Source organism: Streptomyces nigrescens, from assembly GCF_027626975.1.
GTDB lineage: Bacteria > Actinomycetota > Actinomycetes > Streptomycetales > Streptomycetaceae > Streptomyces > Streptomyces nigrescens.
The window spans coordinates 522088-545044 of the sequence record NZ_CP114203.1; the positions used below are offsets into that span (position 1 = coordinate 522088).

Consider the following 22957-nt stretch of genomic DNA (forward strand, 5'->3'; position numbering starts at 1 on the left):
TACCGTCCGCAAGAGAAGGCCGCGTACAGGGAGAGGGCCTTGCCCGGGTGCGGCGCCAGAGGCAGGCTGAACGTATGGGCAACGGCGAGGGCCCCACGCTCATCACCTCCGTCCAGCGAGCCTTCCGGCTGATGGAGGCTGTCGGCGCGCACGAGGGCGGCGCGCCCGCGAAGCAGCTGGCACGGGAGACGGGGCTGCCCCTGGCGACCACGTATCACCTCCTGCGCACACTGGCTCACGACGGGTACATCCGGAAGCTGGACGACGGCGGTTTCGTCCTGGGCGAGAAGCTGACCACGCTGCACGCCGGCGGACAGGGACAGGCGCTGCTGACCCGGGTCCGGCCCGCGCTCGCGGCGCTGCGGGACGCCCTTTCGGCCGCCGCCTACCTGACCTTCTACGAGGACGGCGAAATCCGGGTCGTCGAGATCATCGACGGCCCCCGGGCACCGCGGGTGGACCTCTGGGTGGGCTTCGAGGACGCCGGGCACGCCACGGCGCTGGGCAAGTGCGTGCTGCGCGAGCTGGACGACGAAGCCCGTGACGACTACCTCTCACGGCACCCTCTCGCCGATCTCACACCGCGCACCATCACCGGCCGCGCCGAACTCCTCCGGCAGCTCGACACCACACCCCTGCAGCCGGCGATGACGGACATGGAGGAGTACGCCCTCGGGACGTTCTGTGTCGCGGTACCGGTGTACAGCGGTGAGACGCTCGGCTCCCTCGGTGTGTCACTCCGGGCGGATCGGATCTCCCGCATCGACGAGGTCCGGAACCGGCTGATTCCGGCAGCGGGCCGCGTGACCAGGGGGCTTTCGCTCACTATCTGAAATCCCGGTCCTTGCGGCCGCCACCCTCACACCCGTTTCCTAGATGAAACGGATATTTAGGTACGTAAGTGCCATGAGCAGGGAAGCGAGCCGCGGACGAGGACATGCGCCCAGCCCGAACCCACCACCCCGACCACCGGCCGCAGCGACAGCTTGCCCGTCCGTTCTCCGCTCTGTGGAGGGCTGCCCGTCGTCCTGCCCCGGCCCGGGGTGATGCTCCGTCCGGCGGCGCGGGCGTCCGCCGGCACTTCGCCGCCGGAGTGCCGGTTCTGATCATCGCGGCCGTCGCGCTCCTCGCCCTGACGGGCGGGACCGGGATGAGCTGGCTGCCGCTGCTCGCCGTCGGCCCCGCGCTGGCCGCCGCCACCAGCGGGCCGTGGGGAGTGCTCCGCATCGGTGCGCTGGCCGTGGGGCTGGGCGCCGCCATCGGTGTGCATGCCGGTACCTCGGATCGTGAGCTGGCGATCGTGCTGTCCGCACTGTCCGCCGTGACCCTGGCCAGCACTCTGGCCAGTGCCCTGCGCAGGCGCCGTGAACGGGTTCTGGCCGCCGTCCGCTCGGTCGCCGAGGCCGCACAACACGCCTTCCTCAAGCCGGTGCCCTCGACCGTGGGGCATTTCCAGGCGGCGGTCCGGTACAGCGCCGCCGCTGCCGAGGCCCGGATCGGCGGGGACCTGTATGCGCTGGTGCCCACGCCCTTCGGCATCCGGCTCATCGTCGGCGACGTACGCGGCAAGGGCCTGCCGGCGGTCGGGGTCGCCGCCCTGGTCCTGGGCGTCTTCCGGGAGGCGGCCTACGACGAGCCGGATCTCCTCGATGTCGTCCACCGGATCGAACGGAGCCTGGCGCGCAACCTCGGGCCGGACGACTTCGTCACCGCGGTGATCGCGGGATACCCGGACGCCGACCGGATGGAGCTGGTCAACTGCGGGCATGCCGCTCCACTGCTGGTCCAGGACGCGGGCGTGCTGCCCGTGGAGCCTGCCCGGCCGACCCCGCCGCTCGGCCTGCGGGCGCTCGCCGACGAGACCCCGAGCCTCCAGGAAGTAGCCCTGGCCGACGGGAACCAGCTGCTCTTCTACACCGATGGCGTGACCGAGGCCCGCGACCACGAGCGGGAGTTCTACCCGCTCCGGGAACGGCTGGCCCTGCACCTCTCGGAGGACCCGTCCCGCACCCTCGCCGCGCTCCATGAAGATCTGCTCACGCATGTGGGCGGAGAACTCCACGATGACGCCGCGATGCTCCTGCTCCGGAAGCCGGCCGTCGCCCCGGCGGCACCGAGCGGCGTCGACGAGCCGGCCGTCCGGTACCCCTCCCGGCCGGTGGCTGCCGAATAGCCGAAGAGGACGCGGGCGCTGATCCGGAGGACGGACCTTGAGGCCGGCTCGTCCTCCGGATCAGCGCCCGGCAGGACGGCCGTGAAGGCGGGAAGCGGCTCCCGCCACGGTCGCCCCGGTCAGCAGGAACCCGGTGGGTGAACTGAGTACAGTCGTTATGTCGATCATGTCGCACGTCCCGGCCGGCGGACGGCTACGTAGTGGAGGGCGCCTCAGATGTCGAAACCACCGCTTCCCGACGCGGCAGTCACCATGCTGGGCAAAGCGAACCCCGCGGTCATCACCACGCTGCGCTCGGACGGGCAGCCGGTCTCCACGGCCACCTGGTACCTCTGGGACAACGGCCGGGTGCTGGTCAACATGGATGAAGGCCGAAAGCGGCTGGCGCACCTCCGCAACGACCCCCGGGTCACCCTCACCGTGCTGGACGAGGGCAACTGGTACACACACATCAGCCTCATCGGCCACGTCGCCGAAATCCGTGACGACGACGAACTCGCGGATATCGACCGCCTGGCGCGGCAGTACCTCGGCAAGCCGTACCCACAGCGGGACCGCCGCCGGGTCAGCGCCTGGATCGAGATCGACCGCTGGCACGGCTGGGGCAGCTTGAAGGACAGCAGCCAGGCCGGCTGAGGACGGCCGGACCCGGCGGGGTGGGGCGGGGCACTCGCGTCCGCTCGGCCACCGGCCCCTGGCCGCCGTGCCATTTTCTCGCCGTCCTCCCTGCCGTCTTCCTCGCCGTCTTCCTCGCCGTCTTCCTCGCCACCGCTCTGAGCCACCTTCATGGAGGCCGGGGCCACCGTCATGGCGGCCCCGTCACCCCTCGGCGAGCAGTCCCTTGCGCAAGGTGGTGCAGGCGCGGGTCAGCAGGCGCGAGACATGCATCTGGGAGAGGCCGAGCTCCTCGCCGATCTCGGCCTGCGTCATCTCCGCCCCGAAGCGCAGCTGGAGGAGGGTGCGTTCGCGGTCGTCGAGCTTGGCCAGGTGCGGCTTGAGGGCCTGGATGTCTTCGGCCAGGGCGAGGGCGGGGTCCTCGGTGCCGATGAGGTCGGCGACGAGACCGGTCTGCTGCTTGCCGCCACCGCCGGCCTGGATGGGCCGGTCGATGGAATCGCTGTCATAGCCGTTGCAGGCCACCAGGCCCTCGGACACCTCGTCCTCCGGCATGTCGAGGTGGTCGGCGAGCTCCGCGACGGACGGCTCGTGGCTGCCCTGCCCCTCCAGTTCCTCCCGGGCCCGGGCAAGGTCGATCCGCAGCTCCTGCAGGCGCCGTGGCACCCGCACCGACCAGGTGGTGTCACGGAAGAACCGCTTGATCTCGCCCTGGATGTACGGGACGGCCAGCGTGGTGAACTCCACGTCACGGGAAGGGTCGTAGCGGTCGATCGCCTTGATCAGACCGATCGTCCCGACCTGCAGAACGTCTTCCATCGACTCCCTGCGGCTGGAGAACCGGCGGGCGACATAGCGCACCAGGGAGAGGTTCATCTCGATGAGGGTGTTCCGCACGTACTGGTACTCGGGCGTACCCTCCTCCACCGTCTCCAGCCGCTGGAGGAAGAGCTTGGACAACTCCCGTGCGTCTGCCGGAGCGACGCGCTGCGGAGCGGGGATGTGCGGCAGCACCGTCGGAGCCGGAACGGCACACACCTTCGACGTGGTCTCCGGCTCCATTCCTGCCTTCATGGTGCTGTTGGTCCTCATGCTTCTGGCTCCCGCCTGTTGCTGAGCCCCCGTCGCACGCTCCCCTACCCGTCGCTGCCACATGCATGTCCCGTCGTTCCCGTGCGTTGACCCGTGGCGGGCGGTGCCGCTGAGCGCTGCCGGCGCGCGCAGGAGCTCGGGACTTGGTGAATCGGCGGCGTATGGCAGCGGCGAGACCGGGAGAGCCAACTGTCCACGTTTTACGTGCTGTTGGAGATCCGCGGAGGGTGCGCCAAGAAATTTATTGCTTCTGCGGCGGCAACGTGTCAGCATTCTTAATGCAACTGATGTAGCACTAGCGTCTGTCGGTCAACCCTGCTCCGACGCTGCCGCTCCCACGCACACGCCCGCTCCCCCATCCCTGACCACCGCCTCATGTGCTGCCCCGCCCGCCCGAAAGGACCAGCCCCACCGATGCCCCGTCGTGCCGCCTCGTTCCAGCAGATCCCCGTCTCCGACGCCGACGCGGGCCCGTACGCCCTCACCGCCGGCCCCGATGGCGCACTGTGGTGCACCTTGGTCCACGCGGGGCAGATCGCCCGGCTGACACCGGAGGGTCAACTCGACCGCTATGCACTCGACTCCGCGTCCTGCGGACCGTCCGTCATCACCTCAGGACCCGACGGCGCGTTGTGGTTCACCCGAAGCCAGGACCATCGGATCGGGCGGATCACCGTGACCGGCGAGGTGACCTCCTTCCCCCTTCCCACTCCGGGCAGTGGGCCCTACGGCATGGTGTCCGCTCCCGATGGAGCGCTGTGGTTCACACAGCTGCACGGCGACCGGATCGGCCGGATCACCACGGACGGCCGGGTGACGGAATTTCCGCTGCCCCTCAGCGGCGCGTTCCCCTCAGCCATCGCCGCCGGCCCCGATGACGCCCTGTGGTTCACCCTCAATCAAGCGCATGCGATCGGCCGCATCAGCTTCGACGGCGAGATCACCCTCCACGCCCTTCCCACTGAGAACGCCGCACCGGTCGGCATCACCTGCGGCGGGGACGGCGCTCTCTGGTTCGTGGAGATAGGCGCCGGCCGGATAGGCCGGATCACGACGGACGGCGAGATCGACGAGTTCCCCCTCCCGGACCCTGCGTCCCGGCCCCACGCGATCGTCGCCGGCCCGGCCGGTGACTGCTGGTTCACCGAATGGGGAGCCAACCGCATCGGGTCCATCACCCCTGACGGCCGCATCGAGGAGTACGACCTGCCGATTGCCGCGTCCGAACCACACGGATTGGCCTTCGGGCCGGACGGTGCCCTCTATGTCGCGCTGGAAATCGGAGCGGTCGTCCGACTGGCGCCCCAGGGGGAGCGAGGGGGCCGCCACTGACGAGCGGGCGACGGCATCGCGCAACCAGAATTGGAGCCGGAACCGGAGCCGGAACCGCGCCCCGCCCCGGAACCGCACCCGGACCCGGAACCAGAGCCGAACCCCGTAGCGGACCCAGAACCCGGAGCCGGTCGTGGTGGAGCGACGTGTCGCGTCCCGTCACTCAGGGCCCACGCTCCGCAACCCGGAGGTGTCGCTCTTGTGCCGCACCGCGGTGTCGCTGTCGGTGAGCTCCCTCAGGGTGTCACCATCGACAGCACAGGCATCGCCCTGACCGCACGGGCAGCCGACGATGCCGTGGACGGGACCGCCCACAGGGCGGAGGGCTCGGCGGGCCGACGCCCGAGGAAAGGTGCCTCCATGAGCAGTCCAGCCGCCCGGGGGCGGATGCTGGGTGATCTTATTGCCGCGAGCCATGTGGTCACGCTGGAGCAGATCCCGGACCTGGTCGCCAAGCACGCGGCCAAGGTCGGCTGGCTGGATGTGCAGATCTACCTCGCCGATCTGCAGCAGGTCATTCTGTGCCGGCTCGCCGGCTACGCCTCCGGTTACGGAGCAGGGGTGGAGCCGGCGTCGGATGTGGTGCGGGTGGAAGGCACGCTCGCCGGCCGCGCGTTCCAGACAGGGGGCATCGTCGCGGGTAGCACCTCCGAGAGCGGCCAGTGGTGGGTTCCGATGCTCGACGGCACCGAACGGCTGGGAGCGCTGCGGGCCACCGCCGCCCCGGGCACGGAGATGGACGCCCAGGCGGCCCAGGACCTGCGCAATCTCGGCGGGCTGGTCGCCTTGATGGTGGTCAGTAAGCGAGGGGTGAGCGATACCTACGCCCGGCTGGTGCGGCGCAGGAGGATGAATATCGCCGCGGAGATGGAGTGGCGCGTCATGCCGCCCAGAACCTTCGCCACCGACCGGGTGCTGATCAGTGCCGTGATGGAGCCGGCCTATGAGGTCAGCGGCGATGTGTTCGACTACGCCATCGCCGAAGAGACCGTGCACCTGGCGCTCTTCGACGCCATGGGCCACGACACGGCCGCCGGGCTGACCGCGAACCTCGCGCTCGCCGCCAGCCGTAACCACCGCCGGCGGAACTGCGGAATCCTGCAGATCGCCGAGGCCGTGGAAGAGGCCCTCGTGAAGCAGTTCGACGCCAACCGCTTCGCGACCGGCATCCTGGCCGAGCTGAACGCCGCCACCGGGGTACTGACCTGGACCAGCCTCGGACACCCGCTGCCGGTCGTCATCCGCAAGGGGCGCACCGCCCTGCCCCTGTCCTGCTCCCCCAGCCCTCCCATGGGTACCGACCTGGGCGTGCCGCCCACGCTCTGCCGGGACCAGCTGGAGCCCGGCGACCGTCTGCTGCTCTACACCGACGGCATCACCGAAGCCCGTGATCACAAAGGTCAGGAATTCGGCCTGGAGAGCTTCACCGACTTCCTCATCCAGCACCATGCGGACGGACTGCCCGTGCCGGAGACCCTGCGCCGGCTGATCCGGCGCCATCTTGCGTACCACGACGGGCGGCTCGAGGACGACGCCACCGTTCTGCTGCTGGAGTGGAGCGGTCCCACCCCCTACCGCCCCGCCCGCGTCGAAGCCCTCGCCGGTCTCCCCGAACACACCACCCCCGCCACCGCCCTGCCCACCCCCTGGACGACTCCCGGCACAGCGGCCGGGTGACGCGTCGGCGCAGAGGCACACCCTCGGGCAGAGGCACACCCTCGGGCAGAGGCACACCCTGGGGCAGAGCGGCACCCTCGGGGACGAGTGGATGACGGTGCCGTACGCACACCGGCTGAGGGCGACGGGCGGCGACGGGCCCGGTGGTTTCCGCTCTGCGGCCAGGGGCAAACGGAGTGCACCCTCGACGGCGGGAATAGCCTCTGGAGGCAACGCATGCACACGACGACCGCGGTACCCCATATCGGACGAGGCACCGCCCACCGTGCGGCCCGCAGCTCCGCGGTCCGGGCCGCGGCACGCGGTGGTTTCGTGGCTCGGGGCGTGATCTACCTCCTCGTGGGTGTGCTGGCGCTGCGGATCGCGTTCGGTGACTCCGGTGAGCAGGCCGACCGGGGCGGGGCGCTGGCAGAGCTCGCGGCCAGGCCGTTCGGCAGCCTGCTGATCTGGGCACTCGGTCTGGGCCTGGCGGGGATGGCGCTGTGGCGCCTGTCCGAGGCTGGGTTCGGCGCGGCCGGGCCCGACGGGCACAAGGCCGGTACACGGCTGCTGTCGTTGGCCCGTTTCGTGTTCTACGCCGTGGTGTCGTTCTCCGTGGTCTCCTTCGCCGCGGGGAAGCAGGGCAGCGGAAGCGGGGCGAGTGACCAGCAGTCCCGGGATGCCACGGCCCAGGCGCTGGGCCTGCCCGGCGGCCCCTGGCTGGTGGCGGCCGCGGGAGCGGGCATTGCCGTCGCCGGGGCCTGGATCGCGGTGCGCGCCGTCCTCCGTAAGTTCCGCAAGCATCTCAACGGGGGCGGAATGTCGCCCCGGCTGCGGCGCGGTGTGGAGGTGCTCGGCATATCCGGTGGTCTCGCGCGCGGTGGGGTGTTCGCGGTCGCCGGGGTATTCGTCGTCAAGGCCGCGGTGACCTACGACCCCGGCAGGGCCAAAGGCATGGACGACACGCTCCGCTCCTTCGCGGACACCCCGGCCGGTCCCTGGCTGCTCGCCGCGATCGCGGCGGGCCTCGCCCTGTTCGGCCTCTTCTCGTTCACCATGGCCCGGTGGCGCAACTTCTGAGGGCATCACGCCGCGCGGACGGTGCAGGTCCCGCGGCGCTCCACGGTCCACCGGCATCATCACAGCACGCCTCACACTCCCCTGCCCCACGACAGGAGCTCACCTCGTATGACCGAGACCCATCAGACCCCCCGGACGGTACGAGCGATGTTCCGCGCGGAAGCCTTCGTGCGGAACGGTCGCTGGCACCTTGAAGTCGCCAGCCTCGACCATGAGCCCGATACGGGCGACACGGAGGCTCTGCTCGTCACCCTGTGGCCCGTCGAGGACACCCCCGACGGCACCGGCTTCCCCGCCGTCGCACTCCGCGAGCAACTGCGCGAGAACGGCTTCACCCTCGCCGATCCGGACCACGGCACCGGCGGCTGGACGCCCACCGGCGACCGGGGTCACTACACCACTCCGTGCTACCCGACGGCCTGACCCCTTTCGCACGCCCGGCCGCTCCGTTCCCCACCGCGGTACCGGACGGTGATCTGCCGTAAGGGGGCACCGGAGGGGCGAGAGGGGTCAGGCCAGGACTCGTCCCTCCGGTGCCGTCAGGTCAGCCGGTCTGCAGGGTCGCGTCGTCGACGACGAAGCTGGTCTGGAGGCTGGCGTCCTCGGTGGCGGTGAACGTCAGGGTGATCCGTTGTCCGATGTAGGGGCTCAGGTCCACGGTGCGCTGGGTGTAGCCGCTCGATGCGTCGGTGTTGGAGAGGGTCGTCAGGGTGGTGCTGCCCACCTTGACCTTGAAGGTGTCGTACACGACGCGCTCGGTCTCATTGGTGTCGATGTGCAGCCAGTAGCTCAGGGTGGCCTTGCCGCAGCCGGCGGGGACGGTCACCGACTGGCTGAGGGAATCGGTGGCGGAGGAGCCGTAGCCGCCGAGCCAGGCGAATCTGCTGCCGCTGTGTGCGGACTGGCCGGCGTGGGCGCCGATCGCCCCGGTGTCACCCGTCCAGGGTGTGGTGCCGCTCTCGAATCCGCCGTTGGTGAGGAGCTGTTGGGCGGTGCAGCCGCCGGTTCCCCTGACGGTCAGGGTGTAGGTCGTGGTGTGGGTGACGGACCCGGTGCCGGTGACCGTGAGGGGGTAGGTGCCCGGTGCGGTGCTCGCGGCCGTGGCGACGGTCATGGTGGAGCTGTTGCCGGAGGTCACCGAGGCGGGGTTGAAGGAGACGGTCACCCCGGCCGGCGCGCCCGCGGCCGTCAGCTTCACCGTCTGGGCGGATCCGCTGGTGGTCGCGGTGGAGACGGTGGCGGTGGCCGAAGCCCCCGGGTCGACGCTGCCGTTGGCCGGGCTGGTGGCCAGGGAGAAGTCGTTCGCCGGGGTGGAGTTGGTGACGGCGAGGTTCCACAGGGTGTAGGCGATGCCGTCGACGCTGCGGTTCAGTCCGGTGGCGTTGATGTTGCCGGTGGTGTCGCAGGACTGGTGGTAGCAGGGGTCGTAGGAGCGGTTGGCGGTGCCGCCCCACTTTGCGGCCTGCGCCGATGTCTTCCTGGCGCCGGCGCCCATGGCGTATCCGGAGGTCGGGATGCCGGCCTGCTCGAAGGAGTAGTCGTCGGAGCGGCCGGCGCCCTCGGTGTTCTCCTCGGGCTGGAGGCCGAGGGAGTCCCAGTACGCCTTCATCGGCTGGGCGGCGGTGGAGGTGACGTGGTTGATGAAGTAGCCGCCGTTGGTCGAGGCGATCATGTCGAAGTTGTAGTACGCCTTGATCTTCGACCGCTCGGCGGAGGAGAGCGAACCGACGTAGAAGTCGGAGCCGTTGAGGCCCTGTTCCTCGTCCGTCCACCAGCCGAAGCGGACCCGGGCGGCCATGGCGGGGTGCTGTTCCGCGAGGGTGAGTGCGGTCTCCAGCAGCGCGGCCGAGCCGGAGCCGTTGTCGTTGATGCCCGGGCCCGCGCCGACGCCGTCGAGGTGGGAGCCGAACATATAGACCTTGGTGGCGTCGCCCTGCGGCCATTCGGCGATCACGTTCGGACCGGCCCCGCTCGCGCAGCCGGAGGTGCAGGGCTGTTCGGTGACGGTGTAGCCGGCCGCCTGGAGCTTGTTCTTGACGTAGGCGACGGAGTCCCGGTAGCCCTGTCCGCTGGACTTGCGGTTGCCGCCGTTGCGGGTGGCGATGTTGTTCAGCTCGGTGAGATGGGCCTGGACCTTGGCCACATCGATGTCCGGGGCGTCGGCGGCAGAAGTGCTGCCGGCGGTGGGAGCGTTGGCCGGTGTGCCGGGAGCGCTGCTCACGGTCTGTCCGGCCGAAATCGCGTAGGCGGGCGGGTGGGTCCGGGGGGCCGCCGCGGCGGTGGGGGCAACGGCCAGCGCGGCCGCTCCGATAGTGGCGGCGAGGGATACCCCGGCCACCGCGAGTCTTCGTAGCACCATGGCTCCTTGAGGGGGTAGGGAGTACTACCGGCGGAGGTTCTGGTGGAGCACCGGGCCGTGGCAGCGTCGTGTCGCCCGGCCGGCGCCGACGAGGTGGGGCTCGCGCACGGCTGGAGACGACATGTCCATGACCCAGGCCGCCGTACCATCACACCGCGGCACCCACGGCGTCAACGGATGTCCCCGCGCGGAGCGGTGTTTGTCGAAAAACGGCAGTTGGTGCCCGGTATCCGGGCGCTCTCCGGCGCTCGTGACCGCTGCCGGGCCCGGGCGGCGAGGCCCCGGTGACATGGCGAACCCCCGCCCCGGCTCGGAAGCAGGGCGGGGGCGCGGGTTCCGCTCACGCGGATGACGGGCCGTCAAGCGGCCGGTGTTTAAAGGAAGCTGACGTTCTGGGCGAGGGCGAGGCGGCTGGAGTAGTTGATGGTGTTGGTGGCGGAGCGCATGTAGGCGCGCCAGGCGTCGGAGCCGGACTCGCGGCCGCCACCGGTCTCCTTCTCACCGCCGAAGGCGCCGCCGATCTCGGCGCCGGAGGTACCGATGTTGACGTTGGCGATACCGCAGTCCGAGCCCTCCGCCGACAGGAAGAGCTCGGCCTCCTGCTGGTCCCGGGTGAAGATGCTGGACGACAGGCCCTGCGGGACGTCGTTGTGCAGGGCGATGGCCTGGTCCAGGGTCTCGTAGGTCTGCACGTACAGGATGGGGGCGAAGGTCTCCTCGCGGACGACATCGGTCTGTTCGTCGACGCGGACGATGACCGGTTCGACGTAACTGGCCCGCGGCGCGGCGTCGGTGAGGCGCCGGTTGCCGCCGGCCAGGATCTTCCCGCCCTCCGCCTGTGCGCGGGTGAGGGCGTCCTGCATGGTGTCCAGGGCCTGCGGAGTGATGAGGGGCCCGACCAGGGTGGTCTCGTCGAAGGGGTCGCCGATGGGGAGCTTCTGGTAGGCGGCGGTCAGACGGGTGATGAGGGTGTCGGCGATGTCCTGGTGGACGATGAGGCGGCGCAGGGTGGTGCAGCGCTGCCCCGCGGTGCCGGCCGCCGCGAAGACGATGCCCTGGACGGCGAGGTCGAGGTCGGCGGAGGGGGCGACGACGGCGGCGTTGTTGCCGCCGAGTTCCAGCAGAGTCCGGCCGAAGCGGGCGGCGACGCGGGGGCCGACCTCGCGTCCCATGCGGGTCGAACCGGTGGCGCTGACCAGCGCGACCCGGGGGTCGTCCACGAGCTTTTCGCCGACGGTGCGGTCGCCCAGCAGCAGGCGGTGCACATCCCGCGGGGCACCGACCTCTTCGGCGGCCCGGTCCAGCAGCCGGTCGCAGGCGAGCGAGATCAGCGAGGTGAGCTCGGAGGGCTTCCAGATCACGGTGTCGCCGCAGGCCAGGGCGACGGCGGTGTTCCACGACCAGACGGCGGCGGGGAAGTTGAACGCCGAGATCACCCCGACCACGCCGAGGGGGTGCCAGGTTTCGGCAAGGCGGTGGCCGGGGCGCTCGGAGGCGATCGTCCGGCCGTAGAGCTGGCGGGACAGACCGACGGCGAAGTCGCAGATGTCGATCATTTCCTGGACCTCACCGAGCGCCTCGGAGCGGATCTTGCCCGCTTCGATGGTGATGAGGTCGGCCAGATCGCTCTTGTGCTCACGCAGCAACTCCCCCAGGCGGCGGACGAGTTCGCCGCGGCGGGGTGCCGGGGTGGTGCGCCAGGTGAGGAACGCCTCGCGGGAGGCGACGAGGGCGTCCTCGGTGTCGGCGGCGGTGGCGGCCCGCAGACCGAAGAGGTCTTCGCCGGTGATGGGGCTGCGGGCGTGGAAATCGCCGCCTTCCACGACGGTGACGCCGACGCGGGCGAGGCTGGTGCGGGCGCGGGTGCGCAGGTCCTCGGTGGTGGGGAGGGCGGTGGCGGTCATGATGCTCCTTGGGTGGGGAGGGGTGGGGTGACGGATCGGCCGGGTCAGCCGGGCAGGCCGTCCAGGGCGAGTTCGCGGGCGACCCGGGCGAGGGAGCGGTTCTGCTGCTCTTCGTAGAGGTCGAAGGGGTCCAGGACCTCACGGCCGATGGCGCCGGAGAGCCATGCGCTGTCGTAGGCGATGCCGGTGCGGTCGTGGTGCCTGGAGCCTTCGTCGCTGAGGTTGGACTGGAAGATGCCGGCCGCGGAGCGCGGCAGGAAGTCCTCGTAGACGAGGGGTTCGGCCCGTACCCAGCCCTGCGACAGCAGCTCGTCGAGGCCGGCGGGCGGGCGGCTGCCGTCGGCCGGCCGGTCGGGCACGACGTGATAGGTGAAGTGCGCCAGGCCCTGGGCGGCGAGGGCCTGTTCGGTGTCGGGGAGTTCCGCTGCCCACAGGGCGCGGGCGACATCTGCCCGGTCGGCCTGCGGGTCGCGGGCGGCCAGTTCGTCGACGCGGGCGAGCAGTGCGTCGTAACGGGCCCGGCCCTGGCGGGTGAGGGCGATCCCACGTGCTTCGACCTCACCGAAGCGCACCCGCAGGGCTCCGCTGATCACACTGCCGTCCGGGGTGCGCAGGGCGCGGGGCTCGGCGAGGGCACGGAACGAGGTCTGGCGCAGCAGGACATCGGGGCCCTTCCACCGGGGCGGGCCCTGAATGGTGTCGATCATCTCGATGCCGCGCTCGGTCATCCGCCGGTAGAGCGCGTCGATGTCGAGGACGCGGGGCGTGAGGTGGTTGATGTGGGTGCTGCGTACGCCGCCGATGTCCGCGGCGACGGCGGAGACCTGTTCCAGGGTTTCGTACCACGCCTTGTCGACCGGCTCCGGGGACAGTTCGAAGACCTGCACGGCGAGGTGGAGGAACCGTTCGGCGTCCGTGTCGGACAGCTCCCCGGCGGCTTCCGCGCGGTCGGCGAGGGCCAGCAGCTCCGGGGGGAACAGCTGCCGCCCGGCGAGGAAGTTTTCCAGGCGGGCGCGCAGGTCGGGGTCGAAGAACCGGGGGTCCGCCGGGGTGAGCATGGAGGTGAAGACACGGAACGGGTTCCGTGCCAGCTCCTCGCCGTCGACGGGGCGGAAGGCGGTCGACACGACGGGGATCGCGCTGGCGGCGGCCTCCCGCAGGTCGTAGAAGCCGACCGGGTGCATGCCCAGGGCGCCGAAGACGCGGGCGACCTGCTGGAGTTCCTCGGGAGTGCCGACCCGGATGGCGCCGTGCCGTTCCGCGGTCACCCGGCCGATGGAGCCCAGGCGTTCGGCGTCGGCGCCCTGCTCGCGCAGCACCTCCTCATTGACCTCGTGTGAGACGTCCACGAGTGTGGTGTAGGCGGGGACCTCCCGCCCGTACATGTCGGAGAGCCGCCGCGCGAAGGCGGCGCGCAGTTGCCACTGGCTGAACATCGACGGGTCTGCCTTTCGGTCGGGGGAACTCACACCACGTGTGCTTCGGGGCGGGTCTCGGCACCGGTCGTGAACCGGTCGGCGCTGAGCGGGGTGACGTCCACGAACGGCGTGCGGTCGAGGTGGAGGTCGCGCATGATCTCGCCGACCGCGGGGGCCTGGAGGAAGCCATGGCCGGAAAACCCGGTGGCGTACAGGAAGTTGGACAGCGTGCCGGAGCGTCCGATCAGTGCGTTGTGGTCCGGGGTGACCTCGTACAGTCCGGCCCAGCCGTCGTGGGTCTCCATGTCGGCGAGGGCGGGGGCCCTGCGCCGGGCGGCGGCACGGAAGAGTTCGAGCCAGTCCGGGGTCCAGGTGGTGTCGAAGCCGTCGGCCTGGGCGGGATCGGCGAGGCCGAAGAGCAGCCCGTCGTCGCTGTTGTGGAAGTAGGCCGTGGAGGCGAAGTCGATGGTGAAGGGGATGCGCGGGGCGGGCGGTGCGAGCGGCGCCGTGAAGGCGAGCTGGCGGCGCACCGGGCGTACGGGGAGGTGGACGCCCGCCATCTCGCCGATCCGTGCGGACCAGGCGCCCGCGGCGCAGATGACCGTGGAGCAGGAGATCCGGCCATGGTCGGTGTGGACGGCCGTGACCCGGTCGCCGGTGGTGTCGATACCGGTGACGGCGGTGTGCGGAGCGAAGACGACCCCCGCCCGCGCGGCGGCACGCGCATAGCCCTGGACCGCCAGTCCGGGCCGGGCATGGCCGTCGGTCGGCGAGTAGGCGGCGGCCACCAGCCCCTCGGTGCTGACATAGGGGCACAGCTGCCGTGCCTCGCGGGGGCCGATCATGCGGCTGGGGACGCCGAAGCTGTTCTGGATGTGGACGCCGGTCTCGAAATCCGTGGCCTGCTGGTCGCTGGTGAGCAGGAAGAGATAACCGACGCTGTCCAGCCGGATGTCGGCGCCGGGCCGCCGCGGGAAGTCCTGCCAGGCGCGCAGACTCCGGCTGCCCAGCGCGATGTTGAGCGGGTCGGAGAACTGCGCCCGCACGCCGCCGATCGGCTTGCCCGAACTGCCGCTGCCCAGTTCGCCGCGCTCGACGACGACGATGTTGTGCACCCCGGCCTCGGCCAGGTGGAACGCGATGCTGGTGCCCATCACGCCGCCGCCGACGATCACCACGTCGGCCGTGGGCGGGACGGTGCGGGAGGTGGATGACATGGACAAGAGGCCGATCCCTTCCAGAGGCCCGGGCCGGTGCCGGTGGGCGTCCGTCCGGCACATCGGCTGGGCTGTCAGTGCATGGCGAGAAGAGCTGATCAGCTAGCTGCCCGTCATCGTGCAGCAACCCAACCGTTGACGTCTACGAACAGTTAGTGCGTCTGATCTATTACGATCTCTATATGGACTGGACGAGTGCCCAGCTGCGGTCCTTGGTGGAGCTGACCAGGCGCGGCACGATCACCGCGGCGGCACAGGCCCTTGGATACACGCCCGGCGGGGTCTCTCAGCAGATCGCCGCGCTGGAGAAGGCCGCGGGCATGGAGCTGCTGCGGCGGGTCGGGCGGCGGGTGGAGCTGACCGACGCCGGGCGGACGCTGTCACGTCACGCGGAGCGGATCCTGTCCACGGAGGCGGAAGCCGTCGAGGCCCTGGAGCGCACCCGGCACGAGATCTCCGGCGTCCTGCAGGTGGGGCTGTTCGCCACCGCGGCCGCCGAGCTGCTGCCGCCGGCCCTGCAGGAGGCCCGGCGGGCCCATCCCGGGCTGACGGTACAGAGCCGCGATATGGATGTGGACGAGGTACATGACGCCGTCGCGTCCGGCGCGGTGGATCTGGCGCTCGGGCTGGACTACCCGGATGTGCCGATTCCGCGCGAGCCCACCCTGCGGGTGCGGCGGCTGTACCGCGAGCGGTTCTCGCTGGCGGTACCGGCCGGATCGATGGCGGGTCGCGAGGTGATCGGCCTGGCGGAGACCCAGGAGCTGGGCTGGATCCTGCCGTCGGCGGACAGTTACTACGGGCGAGCGGTGCGCACCGCCTGCCGGCGGGCGGGGGTCGAACCGCGGGTCCAGCACGAGGTGACCGACACCGCGGCCACGCTGGCGCTCGTCGAGGCGGGGATCGGGGTGAGCACGGTGACGGATCTGATGCTCGGCCTGCGGGCGTCACGCCTGGACGTGGTGCGGCTGCGGGAGCGGATCGAGCGGCACATCGTGGTGATGTTCCGTTCCTCCGTCGAGCACCGGCCCACGGTGACGGCTCTGGTCGACGTCCTGCGGGCGGTGTCCGGGGCCCGCCACGATCCGTCCGACTAGCCGCCGCCCCACGCGCAACAGCCTTGCCGCCGGGGCGGGTTGCCCTGCCCCGGGGAACAAGATGCCGTCTACACCAGAGCCCGATCTCCTCGTGCTGCGACGCAGCTGCGCCAGTGTTCCTTACCCTCAGCACCGCAAGTTGTCGCGCTGCGGTCTCTTTTGCCGGGGAGGAACGTGAGTGATGGTTTCAGGCCAGTGGTGACCCACGCCACGACGGTGGCCCGTCGTGCCGCCGCTGCCTGACAGGGAGCGATCGATGTCCCCCCATCACACCTCGAAGTCCGCACTCCCCGCTTTGCTGGGAAGAGGCCCCAAGGGGGTCTTCCGGCGCACACTCCCCCATGAACAGCCCACCGGTGCGCGCATGGTGCGCACCCTGGGCCTGACCCAGCTGACGATGATCGGTATCGGCGCCATCATCGGGGCCGGCATCTTCAGTCTGGCCGCGGCCGTCGCCCGGGACGTCGCCGGCCCCGCCGTCCTCATCTCGTTCCTCGTGGCCGGCGCCGCGTCGCTCTGCGCGGCCTTCGCCTACGCCGAGTTCGCCGGCATGGTGCCGAAGGCCGGCTCGTCCTACACCTACTGTGCCGCGGTGCTCGGGGAGGTCGTGGGCTGGATCGTCGGCTGGGACCTGCTCCTGGAGTACACCGCCATCGTCGCCGTCGTGGCGATCGGGATGTCGGGCTACCTGGGATTCCTCCTGGAGGCCGTCGGCATCCATCTGCCGACCTGGGCCCTGGGCGCTCCCGGCACCGGAGCCGGCCACAAGATCGACCTGCTCGCGGTGGCGATCTGCCTCGGTGTGGCCTGGCTGCTGACCCGTGGCACCCGTACCTCGGCCCGGGTGGAGACGGTGCTGACCATCGTCAAGATCGCGATCGTGCTGCTGGTGATCGTGGTCGGCTTCACCAAGGTCGACAGCAACAATCTGCAGCCCTTCGCGCCGTTCGGTCTCGGCGGGGCATTCACCGGGGCGGCGACCGTCTTCTTCGCCGTCTTCGGCTATGACGCGCTGAGCACCGCCGCGGAGGAGTCACTGGAGGCACGGCGCAAGCTGCCGAAGGCGATGATGCTGTCGTTGGCGGTCTCCATGGTGCTGTATGTGCTGGTCTGCGTGGTGCTCACCGGTATGCAGCACTACAGCGAGATCAATCCGAAGAGCGGTATCTCCAGCGCGTTCCAGAGCGTGGGGCTCAGCGGGCTGGCCAATGTGATCGCCGTCGGCGCGGTCATCGGCATCGTCACCGTGACCTTCTCCTTCATGATGGGCGCCTCCCGTCTCTGGTACGCCCTCAGCCGCGACGGCCTGATGCCCGCCTGGTTCGGTGCCATCCACCCCAAGCGCAAGGTTCCGCACCGCGCCACCTGGCTGATCGGTGCGGTGTCCGCCGTGCTGGCGGGTGTGCTGCCCATCAACGCCGTCGCCGAACTCACCAATATCGGCGTGCTGCTGGCGTTCGTGGTGGTCTCCGCCTCCGTATTGGTGCTGCGCTACAAGAAGCCGCATCTCAAGCGCGGCTTCCGGTGTCCGGGCATGCCGGTGGTGCCCGTCCTCGGCATCGTCTTCTCCCTCTGGCTGATGTCGTTCCTCCAGTGGGAGACCTGGGTGCGGCTCGGCTGCTGGCTGCTCGTCGGCCTGGTCATCTACGCCGCGTACGGCTACCGGCGCACCCGCCAAGTCATGCCGGGAGGCTCGGTGGATCTCGACACCCTGGACGACATGTCCGATTCCGACGAGGCCGATCCCGCGCCCGTCCCGTGACGGGCGGTCGGCCGCCCCTGCCGGCGCTCCGTCCCTCCCTCCTCCCCGGGAGGGGCGGAGCCCGCCTCCGTCCGGACCGTCAGTCGGACCGCGCCGGATGCAGATACGGCTCGCCGGACGGCACCGCCCGGCGCAGACAGCTGAGCACGGCGGGGAGCAGCGGGTTGCTGTTCTCACTGCGATGCAGCGCCATCACCTGACGGTGGGCGGAGCGCTGGGTGAGCCGGGTGGCCTCGACGCCCTCGCTGGGCAGGTGCCCGAGTGCCGGGACCACGGCCACGCCGAGGCCGGCGGACACCAGCTCCCGCACCACGGCGTAGTTGTTGCTGCGGAAGGCGACGGCGGCCTCGAAGCCCGCGGCCGCGCACAGCCGGACGAACGACCGCGCCCCGGCGGTGTCCTCCCGGCTGGTGATCCAGCGGGCCGAGGACAGCTGGGGCAGCTGCGCGCCCAGGCCGCTGCCCCGGGCCCTGAGCAGGACGAGGTCCTCCCTCAGCAGGTGATGGCGGGTCAGTCCCGCCGGCCACTGCCGGGGGCTGAGCCCGTACTCGTAGACCAGCGCGACGTCCAGATCACCGTGGCTGAGCGCGGTGATGAGCTCTTCCGGCTCGGCTTCCTCCAGCTGGATCTGTGCGCGCGGATGGGTCTCGACGAGGGCGGACAGCGCCGCGGGCACCAGCCGGACATCGGCCGTGGGAAAGCTGCCCAGCCGCAGCCGGCCGGTGGCGCCGGTGGCGAGCTCCTGCACCTGGTGGTCCAGATCGTCCATGGCGGCCAGCACATGGGTACTGAGGTCGACCAGACGGTGGGCGGCGGCGGTGGGACGGATGCCGTGCGCCTCCCGCTCGAACAGCACCAGCCCGGTCTCCTTCTCCAGGGCGGAGATCTGCTGCGAGATGGCGGACGCGGTGTAGCCGAGGTCGCGGGCCGCGAGGGCGAACGATTCGCTGCGGACGACGGCCTTCAGCGTGAGCAGATGCAGTGGTTTCAGCAACGCGGGCTCCCAGAGAGGCGGGAGGCCGAGCATAAGCATCCATTGCCCTCAAGCGTCAATTCTTTCGTCCTGCTGGGCCTTGTCCCGTGCCCCGGCCGGCCCACATCGTGGTCTCACCAGGCCGAACGTGACCGGTGAGCACAAAGGAGCAAGCACGGTGACCACAACAGCGCAGGGTCTCGGCAGCCTCGACGCGGCAGCGGTGGCCGAAGCCCTCGGCGCGGGGGACTGCGGCGAGGTCGCCGGAGACGCCGGCCGCCGGGCACAGTACGCATCCGATGCATCCAACTACCGCCAGGTCCCGCTGGCCGTCGTCTTCCCCGGCGAGCGGCGGCACATCCGCAACACACTCGACGTCTGCCGCCGTCTGGGCGTGCCGGTCACCGCCCGCGGAGCGGGCACCAGCACCTCCGGGCAGGCCGTCGGACCGGGCGTGGTGCTCGACTTCTCCCGGTACTTCAACCGGCTGCTGGCGCTGGACCCGCAGGCCCGGACCGCGACCGTCGAGCCCGGCATCGTGCTGGACGATCTGCAGCAGGCCGCCGCCCCCCACGGCCTGCTGTTCGGCGCCGATCCCTCCACCCACAGCCGCTGCACCCTGGGCGGCATGATCGGCAACAATGCGTGCGGATCACACTCCCTCGCCTGGGGACGCACCGCGGACAACATCCTGGAACTCGAAGTGGTCACCTACCGCGGCACGGTGGTCCGGCTCGGCGAGATGACCGCGGAGGAGATCGACGAGGCCATCGCCGCGGGAGACGACCGCGCAGAGCTGATCGCGTCCCTGCACCGTCTCGCCCAGCGCAATCTGGCGGCGCTGCGCACCAAGCTGGGGCGGTTCCCACGGCAGGTCTCGGGCTACGCACTGGAACAGCTGCTGCCCGAGCGGCGCTTCAACCTCGCCAGAGCCCTGGTCGGCAGCGAGGGCACACTGGCCGTCGTCCTCTCGGCGACCGTCCGTCTCCTGACCCCTCCCCCCGCACGCGCCCTGGTCGTCCTCGGATTCTCGGACGCCTGTGCCGCGGCCGACGCGGTACCCGCGCTGCTGAAACATCAGCCGCTGGCGCTGGAAGGGCTCGACCACGCGCTGACCGATATCGTCACCCGGCCCGCGACCAGGGCCGCCATCGACACCCTGCCGGCCGCACGGGCCTGGCTGTTCGCCGAACTCGGGGGCACCGCGGAAGAGCTGCCCGAGCAGGCCGAGGCGCTGGCCGAGACCGCGCGCCAGACCGCGGGATGCACCGGCAGTGAAGTCATCACCGATCCCGCGCGCGCCCGCACGCTGTGGCGGATCCGCGAGGACGGAGCCGGGCTGGCCACCCGTATGCCCGACGGGGCCGAGGCCTGGCCCGGATGGGAGGACGCGGCCGTCCCGCCCGACCAACTGGGCGCCTACCTCCGCAAGTTCACCGAACTGCTGGACCAACACCGGCTGCAGGGCGCCGTCTACGGACACTTCGGCGAAGGCTGTCTGCACGTCCGGATCAACTTCGACTTCAGCACCGAACAGGGCACCGCCGTCTTCCGCGCCTTCCTCACCGACGCCGCCCGGCTGGTCGCCGCCCACGGTGGCTCACTGTCCGGTGAACACGGCGACGGACAGGCCCGCTCCGCGCTGCTGCCGCTGATGTACGGCCCGGACGTCATCGCCCTGTTCGAGGAGTTCAAGGGCATCTGGGACCCCGACAACGGCCTCAACCCCGGAATGATCGTCCAGCCGCTGCCGGTCGACGGAAATCTGCGCGTCAGCCCGCACCGTGCCCCGCTGCCCCTGGCCACCGTCTTCCCCTTCCATGCCGACGACGGGGACTTCGCCAAGGCCACCCGCCGTTGTGTCGGCGTCGGCAAATGCCGCTCCACCGGCCCCCGCGGCGATGTCATGTGCCCCAGCTACCGCGTCACCCGGGACGAGAAGGACTCCACCCGCGGCCGCGCACGACTGCTCTACGAGATGACGCAGGGCGAAGTGATCACCGACGGCTGGCGTTCCACCGAAGTCCGCGACGCCCTCGATCTGTGCCTGTCCTGCAAGGGGTGCAGCGCCGACTGCCCCGTCGGGGTGGACGTGGCCACCTACAAGTCGGAGTTCCTGCACCACCACTACAAGGGACGGCTCCGGCCCGCCTCGCACTACACCATGGGCTGGCTGCCGCTGCTGTCGCGACTGGCCGCCCGGGCCCCCGGGCTGGTCAACGCGCTCACCTCCTCCCGGCTGGCCCCGGCCGTCAAACGCCTCGGCGGGATCGCCGCGCAGCGGGAACTTCCCCGCTTCGCCGAGCAGACCTTCCTGGCCTGGTTCCACCGCCGTACGCCCCGGGGCGACGGCCGGCGCGGCCCGGTCATGCTGTGGGTCGACTCCTTCAACAACCACTTCAGCCCCGAGGTCCTCCAGGCCGGTGTGGCCGTGCTGGAGGACGCCGGTTTCCGGGTGCAGGTCCCGGACGGCACCCAGTGCTGCGGACTCACCTGGATCACCACCGGACAGCTCGGCACGGCCCGCCGGATCGCCCGGCGTACCGCGGCCGCCCTGGCCCCCGCCGTCGGCGCCGGCCTCCCCGTCGTGGGACTGGAGCCGAGCTGCACGGCGGCCCTCAAGACCGATCTCCCCGAACTCCTCGACGGCGACGAGGACGCCCGTGCCCTCTCCCGCGCCACACTCACCCTCGCCGAACTCCTCGTCCACCACGCCCCCGGCTGGCAGCCCCCGCGGATCGAGGCCCGCTCGCTCAGCCAGACCCACTGCCACCAGCACGCCACCTCCGGCTTCAGTGCCGACAGCGCCCTGCTGGACCGCATGGGCATCGACAACACCGCGCTCGATTCCGGCTGCTGCGGTCTCGCCGGCAACTTCGGCTTCGAGCGCGGCCACTACGACGTCTCCGTCGCCGCGGGCGAACAGGTTCTGCTCCCCGCGGTGCGCTCGGCCCCCGCGGAGACCCAGATCCTGGCGGACGGCTTCAGCTGCCGCACCCAGATCGCTCAGCAGACCCCGCGCAGCGGCACCCATCTCGCCCAGCTGATCGCCCGGGCACTTCCCCCGGCCGACCCCTCTGCCCGTTCCGGCTTTCCTCCGCTTCCTACCGAGAAGGAACACACCCGTGACTGATGCACTCTCTCTCGTCGACGAGTGGGGCCCCGAGAAGACCGTCGTCGTCTCCCACCGGCGCACCGGCATGAAGGGCGTCCTGGTGATCGACAACACCGCCCGCGGCATCGGCAAGGGCGGAACCCGGATGAGCCCCGGTGTGACCGTGGAGGAGGTCTCCCGGCTGGCCCGTGTCATGACGTGGAAGTGGGCCGCTGTCGACCTCTTCTACGGCGGCGCCAAGGCCGGCATCGTCGCCGATCCGGCCGCCCGCGACAAGGAGGCGGTGCTGCGCGCCTTCGCCCGCGCACTGTCCAACGAGGTGCCCCGCGAGTATGTGATGGGGCTCGACATGGGCCTGACCGAAAGTGATGCCGCCATCATCCAGGACGAGCTGGGCGACCGCGGTGCCGCCGTCGGCACTCCCGAGCATCTCGGCGGAGTGGCCTACGACAAGCTCGGGGTCACCGGCTACGGCGTGGCGGAGGCGGCCGACGCCGCGGCACGGCACCAGGGGCTGCCGCTGGCCGGATCCCGGGTCGCCCTGCAGGGCTTCGGTGCGGTCGGCAGCGCCGCCGCCCAGCGGTTCGCTGAGCTCGGTGCCACCATCGTGGCGGTGTCCACCGCCCACGGCGTGCGGTACGACCCCAGCGGTCTCGACGTCGGCGCTCTGCTGACTGCCCGGGACGAGCACGGCGACCACTTCGTCACCCGCCACTCCGCCGGTACCGCGCTCCCCTCAGGCGCCGAACTCACCGTGGACTGCGACATCTTGGTGCCTGCCGCGCTGCAGGACGTCATCACTCGTGGCACCGCGCACGAGATCAAGGCGAAGCTCATCGTGGAAGGCGCGAATCTGCCGACCTCGGCGGACGCCCGGAGCATTCTCGCCGAGCGCGGGATCACCGTGCTCCCCGACTTCGTGGCCAACGCCGGCGGCGTGGTCGCGGCCGCCTTCGCGATGGATGCCCGCTACTCCGGGTTCCGGCCCGGCACGTCGGGCATCTTCGAGTCGGTCTCGGCGAGGCTGCGGGCCAACACGGTGACGGTCCTGGACGAGGCCCGGCAACAGGACATCACCCCGCACGCCGCCGGCCGCCGCCTCGCCGAGGAGCGCGTCCGCGCCGCCATGCAGAGCAAGGGCCGTATCCCGCGCGGCTGACCAGG

Annotated in this window: 17 protein-coding genes; 11 read left to right on the plus strand and 6 right to left on the minus strand. The window is 70.8% G+C overall.

What is annotated here, in order from left to right:
• The first annotated feature begins 74 nt into the window (after window positions 1–74).
• From STRNI_RS02420 to STRNI_RS02430, 3 genes are all read left to right on the plus strand, one after another.
• Window positions 75–833: an IclR family transcriptional regulator gene (locus STRNI_RS02420; protein WP_018091512.1), complete on the plus strand. Its 759-nt coding sequence runs from the start codon at window positions 75–77 to the stop codon at window positions 831–833.
• A gap of 260 nt (window positions 834–1093) precedes the next feature.
• The gene (locus tag STRNI_RS02425; protein ID WP_159483756.1) at window positions 1094–2173 is read left to right on the plus strand and encodes a PP2C family protein-serine/threonine phosphatase; all 1080 of its coding nucleotides are present in this window, start codon (window positions 1094–1096) and stop codon (window positions 2171–2173) included.
• A gap of 216 nt (window positions 2174–2389) precedes the next feature.
• The gene (locus STRNI_RS02430; protein ID WP_274740155.1) at window positions 2390–2809 is read left to right on the plus strand and encodes a PPOX class F420-dependent oxidoreductase; all 420 of its coding nucleotides are present in this window, start codon (window positions 2390–2392) and stop codon (window positions 2807–2809) included.
• A gap of 183 nt (window positions 2810–2992) precedes the next feature.
• On the opposite strand, the gene STRNI_RS02435 is transcribed toward STRNI_RS02430, so the two are convergent.
• On the minus strand, window positions 2993–3850 hold the full coding sequence (locus tag STRNI_RS02435) for a SigB/SigF/SigG family RNA polymerase sigma factor (protein WP_266440362.1): 858 nt from the start codon (window positions 3848–3850) through the stop codon (window positions 2993–2995).
• Between the two features lie 444 nt (window positions 3851–4294).
• On the opposite strand from STRNI_RS02435, the gene STRNI_RS02440 reads away from it, so the two are divergent.
• From STRNI_RS02440 to STRNI_RS02455, 4 genes are all read left to right on the plus strand, one after another.
• Window positions 4295–5212, plus strand: a complete 918-nt coding sequence (locus STRNI_RS02440) for a Vgb family protein (RefSeq protein WP_277410423.1) — start codon at window positions 4295–4297, stop codon at window positions 5210–5212.
• 387 nt (window positions 5213–5599) lie between these two features.
• Window positions 5600–6889, plus strand: a complete 1290-nt coding sequence (locus STRNI_RS02445; protein ID WP_018091518.1) for a PP2C family protein-serine/threonine phosphatase — start codon at window positions 5600–5602, stop codon at window positions 6887–6889.
• Between the two features lie 216 nt (window positions 6890–7105).
• The gene (locus STRNI_RS02450) at window positions 7106–7948 is read left to right on the plus strand and encodes a DUF1206 domain-containing protein (protein WP_148593056.1); all 843 of its coding nucleotides are present in this window, start codon (window positions 7106–7108) and stop codon (window positions 7946–7948) included.
• 108 nt (window positions 7949–8056) lie between these two features.
• Window positions 8057–8371, plus strand: a complete 315-nt coding sequence (locus STRNI_RS02455) for a hypothetical protein (RefSeq protein WP_159483762.1) — start codon at window positions 8057–8059, stop codon at window positions 8369–8371.
• A gap of 121 nt (window positions 8372–8492) precedes the next feature.
• On the opposite strand, the gene STRNI_RS02460 is transcribed toward STRNI_RS02455, so the two are convergent.
• The 4 genes from STRNI_RS02460 to STRNI_RS02475 form a co-directional block, all read right to left on the minus strand.
• The gene (locus STRNI_RS02460) at window positions 8493–10304 is read right to left on the minus strand and encodes a M28 family peptidase (RefSeq protein WP_381845800.1); all 1812 of its coding nucleotides are present in this window, start codon (window positions 10302–10304) and stop codon (window positions 8493–8495) included.
• Between the two features lie 377 nt (window positions 10305–10681).
• Complete coding sequence (amaB, locus tag STRNI_RS02465; RefSeq protein WP_159483764.1) at window positions 10682–12211, minus strand: L-piperidine-6-carboxylate dehydrogenase; 1530 nt, start codon at window positions 12209–12211, stop codon at window positions 10682–10684.
• Window positions 12212–12255: 44 nt separating this feature from the next.
• A complete protein-coding gene (gene hglS / locus STRNI_RS02470; protein WP_277410425.1) occupies window positions 12256–13647 on the minus strand; it encodes a 2-oxoadipate dioxygenase/decarboxylase in 1392 nt (463 codons plus the stop codon).
• A 29-nt stretch (window positions 13648–13676) separates the two neighbouring features.
• On the minus strand, window positions 13677–14846 hold the full coding sequence (locus STRNI_RS02475) for an NAD(P)/FAD-dependent oxidoreductase (RefSeq protein ID WP_274740148.1): 1170 nt from the start codon (window positions 14844–14846) through the stop codon (window positions 13677–13679).
• 182 nt (window positions 14847–15028) lie between these two features.
• On the opposite strand from STRNI_RS02475, the gene STRNI_RS02480 reads away from it, so the two are divergent.
• Both STRNI_RS02480 and STRNI_RS02485 read left to right on the plus strand, forming a co-directional pair.
• Window positions 15029–15943 (plus strand): LysR family transcriptional regulator, encoded by a 915-nt coding sequence (locus STRNI_RS02480; protein ID WP_274740147.1) that lies wholly within the window; start codon window positions 15029–15031, stop codon window positions 15941–15943.
• A gap of 364 nt (window positions 15944–16307) precedes the next feature.
• Window positions 16308–17705 carry an amino acid permease gene (locus tag STRNI_RS02485; protein ID WP_018091526.1) on the plus strand — a complete coding sequence of 466 codons (1398 nt, stop codon included), beginning with the start codon at window positions 16308–16310 and terminating at the stop codon, window positions 17703–17705.
• Between the two features lie 79 nt (window positions 17706–17784).
• Here the strand turns inward: STRNI_RS02485 and STRNI_RS02490 are convergent, their stop codons facing one another.
• The gene (locus STRNI_RS02490; protein WP_037742567.1) at window positions 17785–18699 is read right to left on the minus strand and encodes a LysR family transcriptional regulator; all 915 of its coding nucleotides are present in this window, start codon (window positions 18697–18699) and stop codon (window positions 17785–17787) included.
• A gap of 157 nt (window positions 18700–18856) precedes the next feature.
• Here STRNI_RS02490 and STRNI_RS02495 point away from each other — a divergent pair, with 157 nt between their 5' ends.
• Together STRNI_RS02495 and STRNI_RS02500 are read left to right on the plus strand one after the other, a co-directional pair.
• Complete coding sequence (locus STRNI_RS02495) at window positions 18857–21811, plus strand: FAD-binding and (Fe-S)-binding domain-containing protein (RefSeq protein WP_277410426.1); 2955 nt, start codon at window positions 18857–18859, stop codon at window positions 21809–21811.
• Window positions 21804–22952, plus strand: coding sequence for a Glu/Leu/Phe/Val family dehydrogenase (locus STRNI_RS02500; RefSeq protein ID WP_277410427.1), 1149 nt, complete (start codon window positions 21804–21806; stop codon window positions 22950–22952). The genes STRNI_RS02495 and STRNI_RS02500 overlap by 8 nt, the downstream gene beginning before the upstream one ends.
• Window positions 22953–22957 lie beyond the last annotated feature (5 nt).

Excerpts from the sequence above, each read along its gene's own strand:
- STRNI_RS02420 (WP_018091512.1), top strand. The coding sequence starts at position 75 with ATGGGCAACGGCGAGGGCCCCACGCTCATCACCTCCGTCCAGCGAGCC.
- STRNI_RS02430 (WP_274740155.1), top strand. The coding sequence starts at position 2,390 with ATGTCGAAACCACCGCTTCCCGACGCGGCAGTCACCATGCTGGGCAAA.
- STRNI_RS02435 (WP_266440362.1), bottom strand. The coding sequence starts at position 3,850 with ATGGAGCCGGAGACCACGTCGAAGGTGTGTGCCGTTCCGGCTCCGACG.
- STRNI_RS02440 (WP_277410423.1), top strand. The coding sequence starts at position 4,295 with ATGCCCCGTCGTGCCGCCTCGTTCCAGCAGATCCCCGTCTCCGACGCC.
- STRNI_RS02445 (WP_018091518.1), top strand. The coding sequence starts at position 5,600 with ATGCTGGGTGATCTTATTGCCGCGAGCCATGTGGTCACGCTGGAGCAG.
- STRNI_RS02450 (WP_148593056.1), top strand. The coding sequence starts at position 7,106 with ATGCACACGACGACCGCGGTACCCCATATCGGACGAGGCACCGCCCAC.
- STRNI_RS02455 (WP_159483762.1), top strand. The coding sequence starts at position 8,057 with ATGACCGAGACCCATCAGACCCCCCGGACGGTACGAGCGATGTTCCGC.
- amaB (WP_159483764.1), bottom strand. The coding sequence starts at position 12,211 with ATGACCGCCACCGCCCTCCCCACCACCGAGGACCTGCGCACCCGCGCC.
- hglS (WP_277410425.1), bottom strand. The coding sequence starts at position 13,647 with ATGTTCAGCCAGTGGCAACTGCGCGCCGCCTTCGCGCGGCGGCTCTCC.
- STRNI_RS02475 (WP_274740148.1), bottom strand. The coding sequence starts at position 14,846 with ATGTCATCCACCTCCCGCACCGTCCCGCCCACGGCCGACGTGGTGATC.
- STRNI_RS02480 (WP_274740147.1), top strand. The coding sequence starts at position 15,029 with ATGGACTGGACGAGTGCCCAGCTGCGGTCCTTGGTGGAGCTGACCAGG.
- STRNI_RS02485 (WP_018091526.1), top strand. The coding sequence starts at position 16,308 with ATGGTGCGCACCCTGGGCCTGACCCAGCTGACGATGATCGGTATCGGC.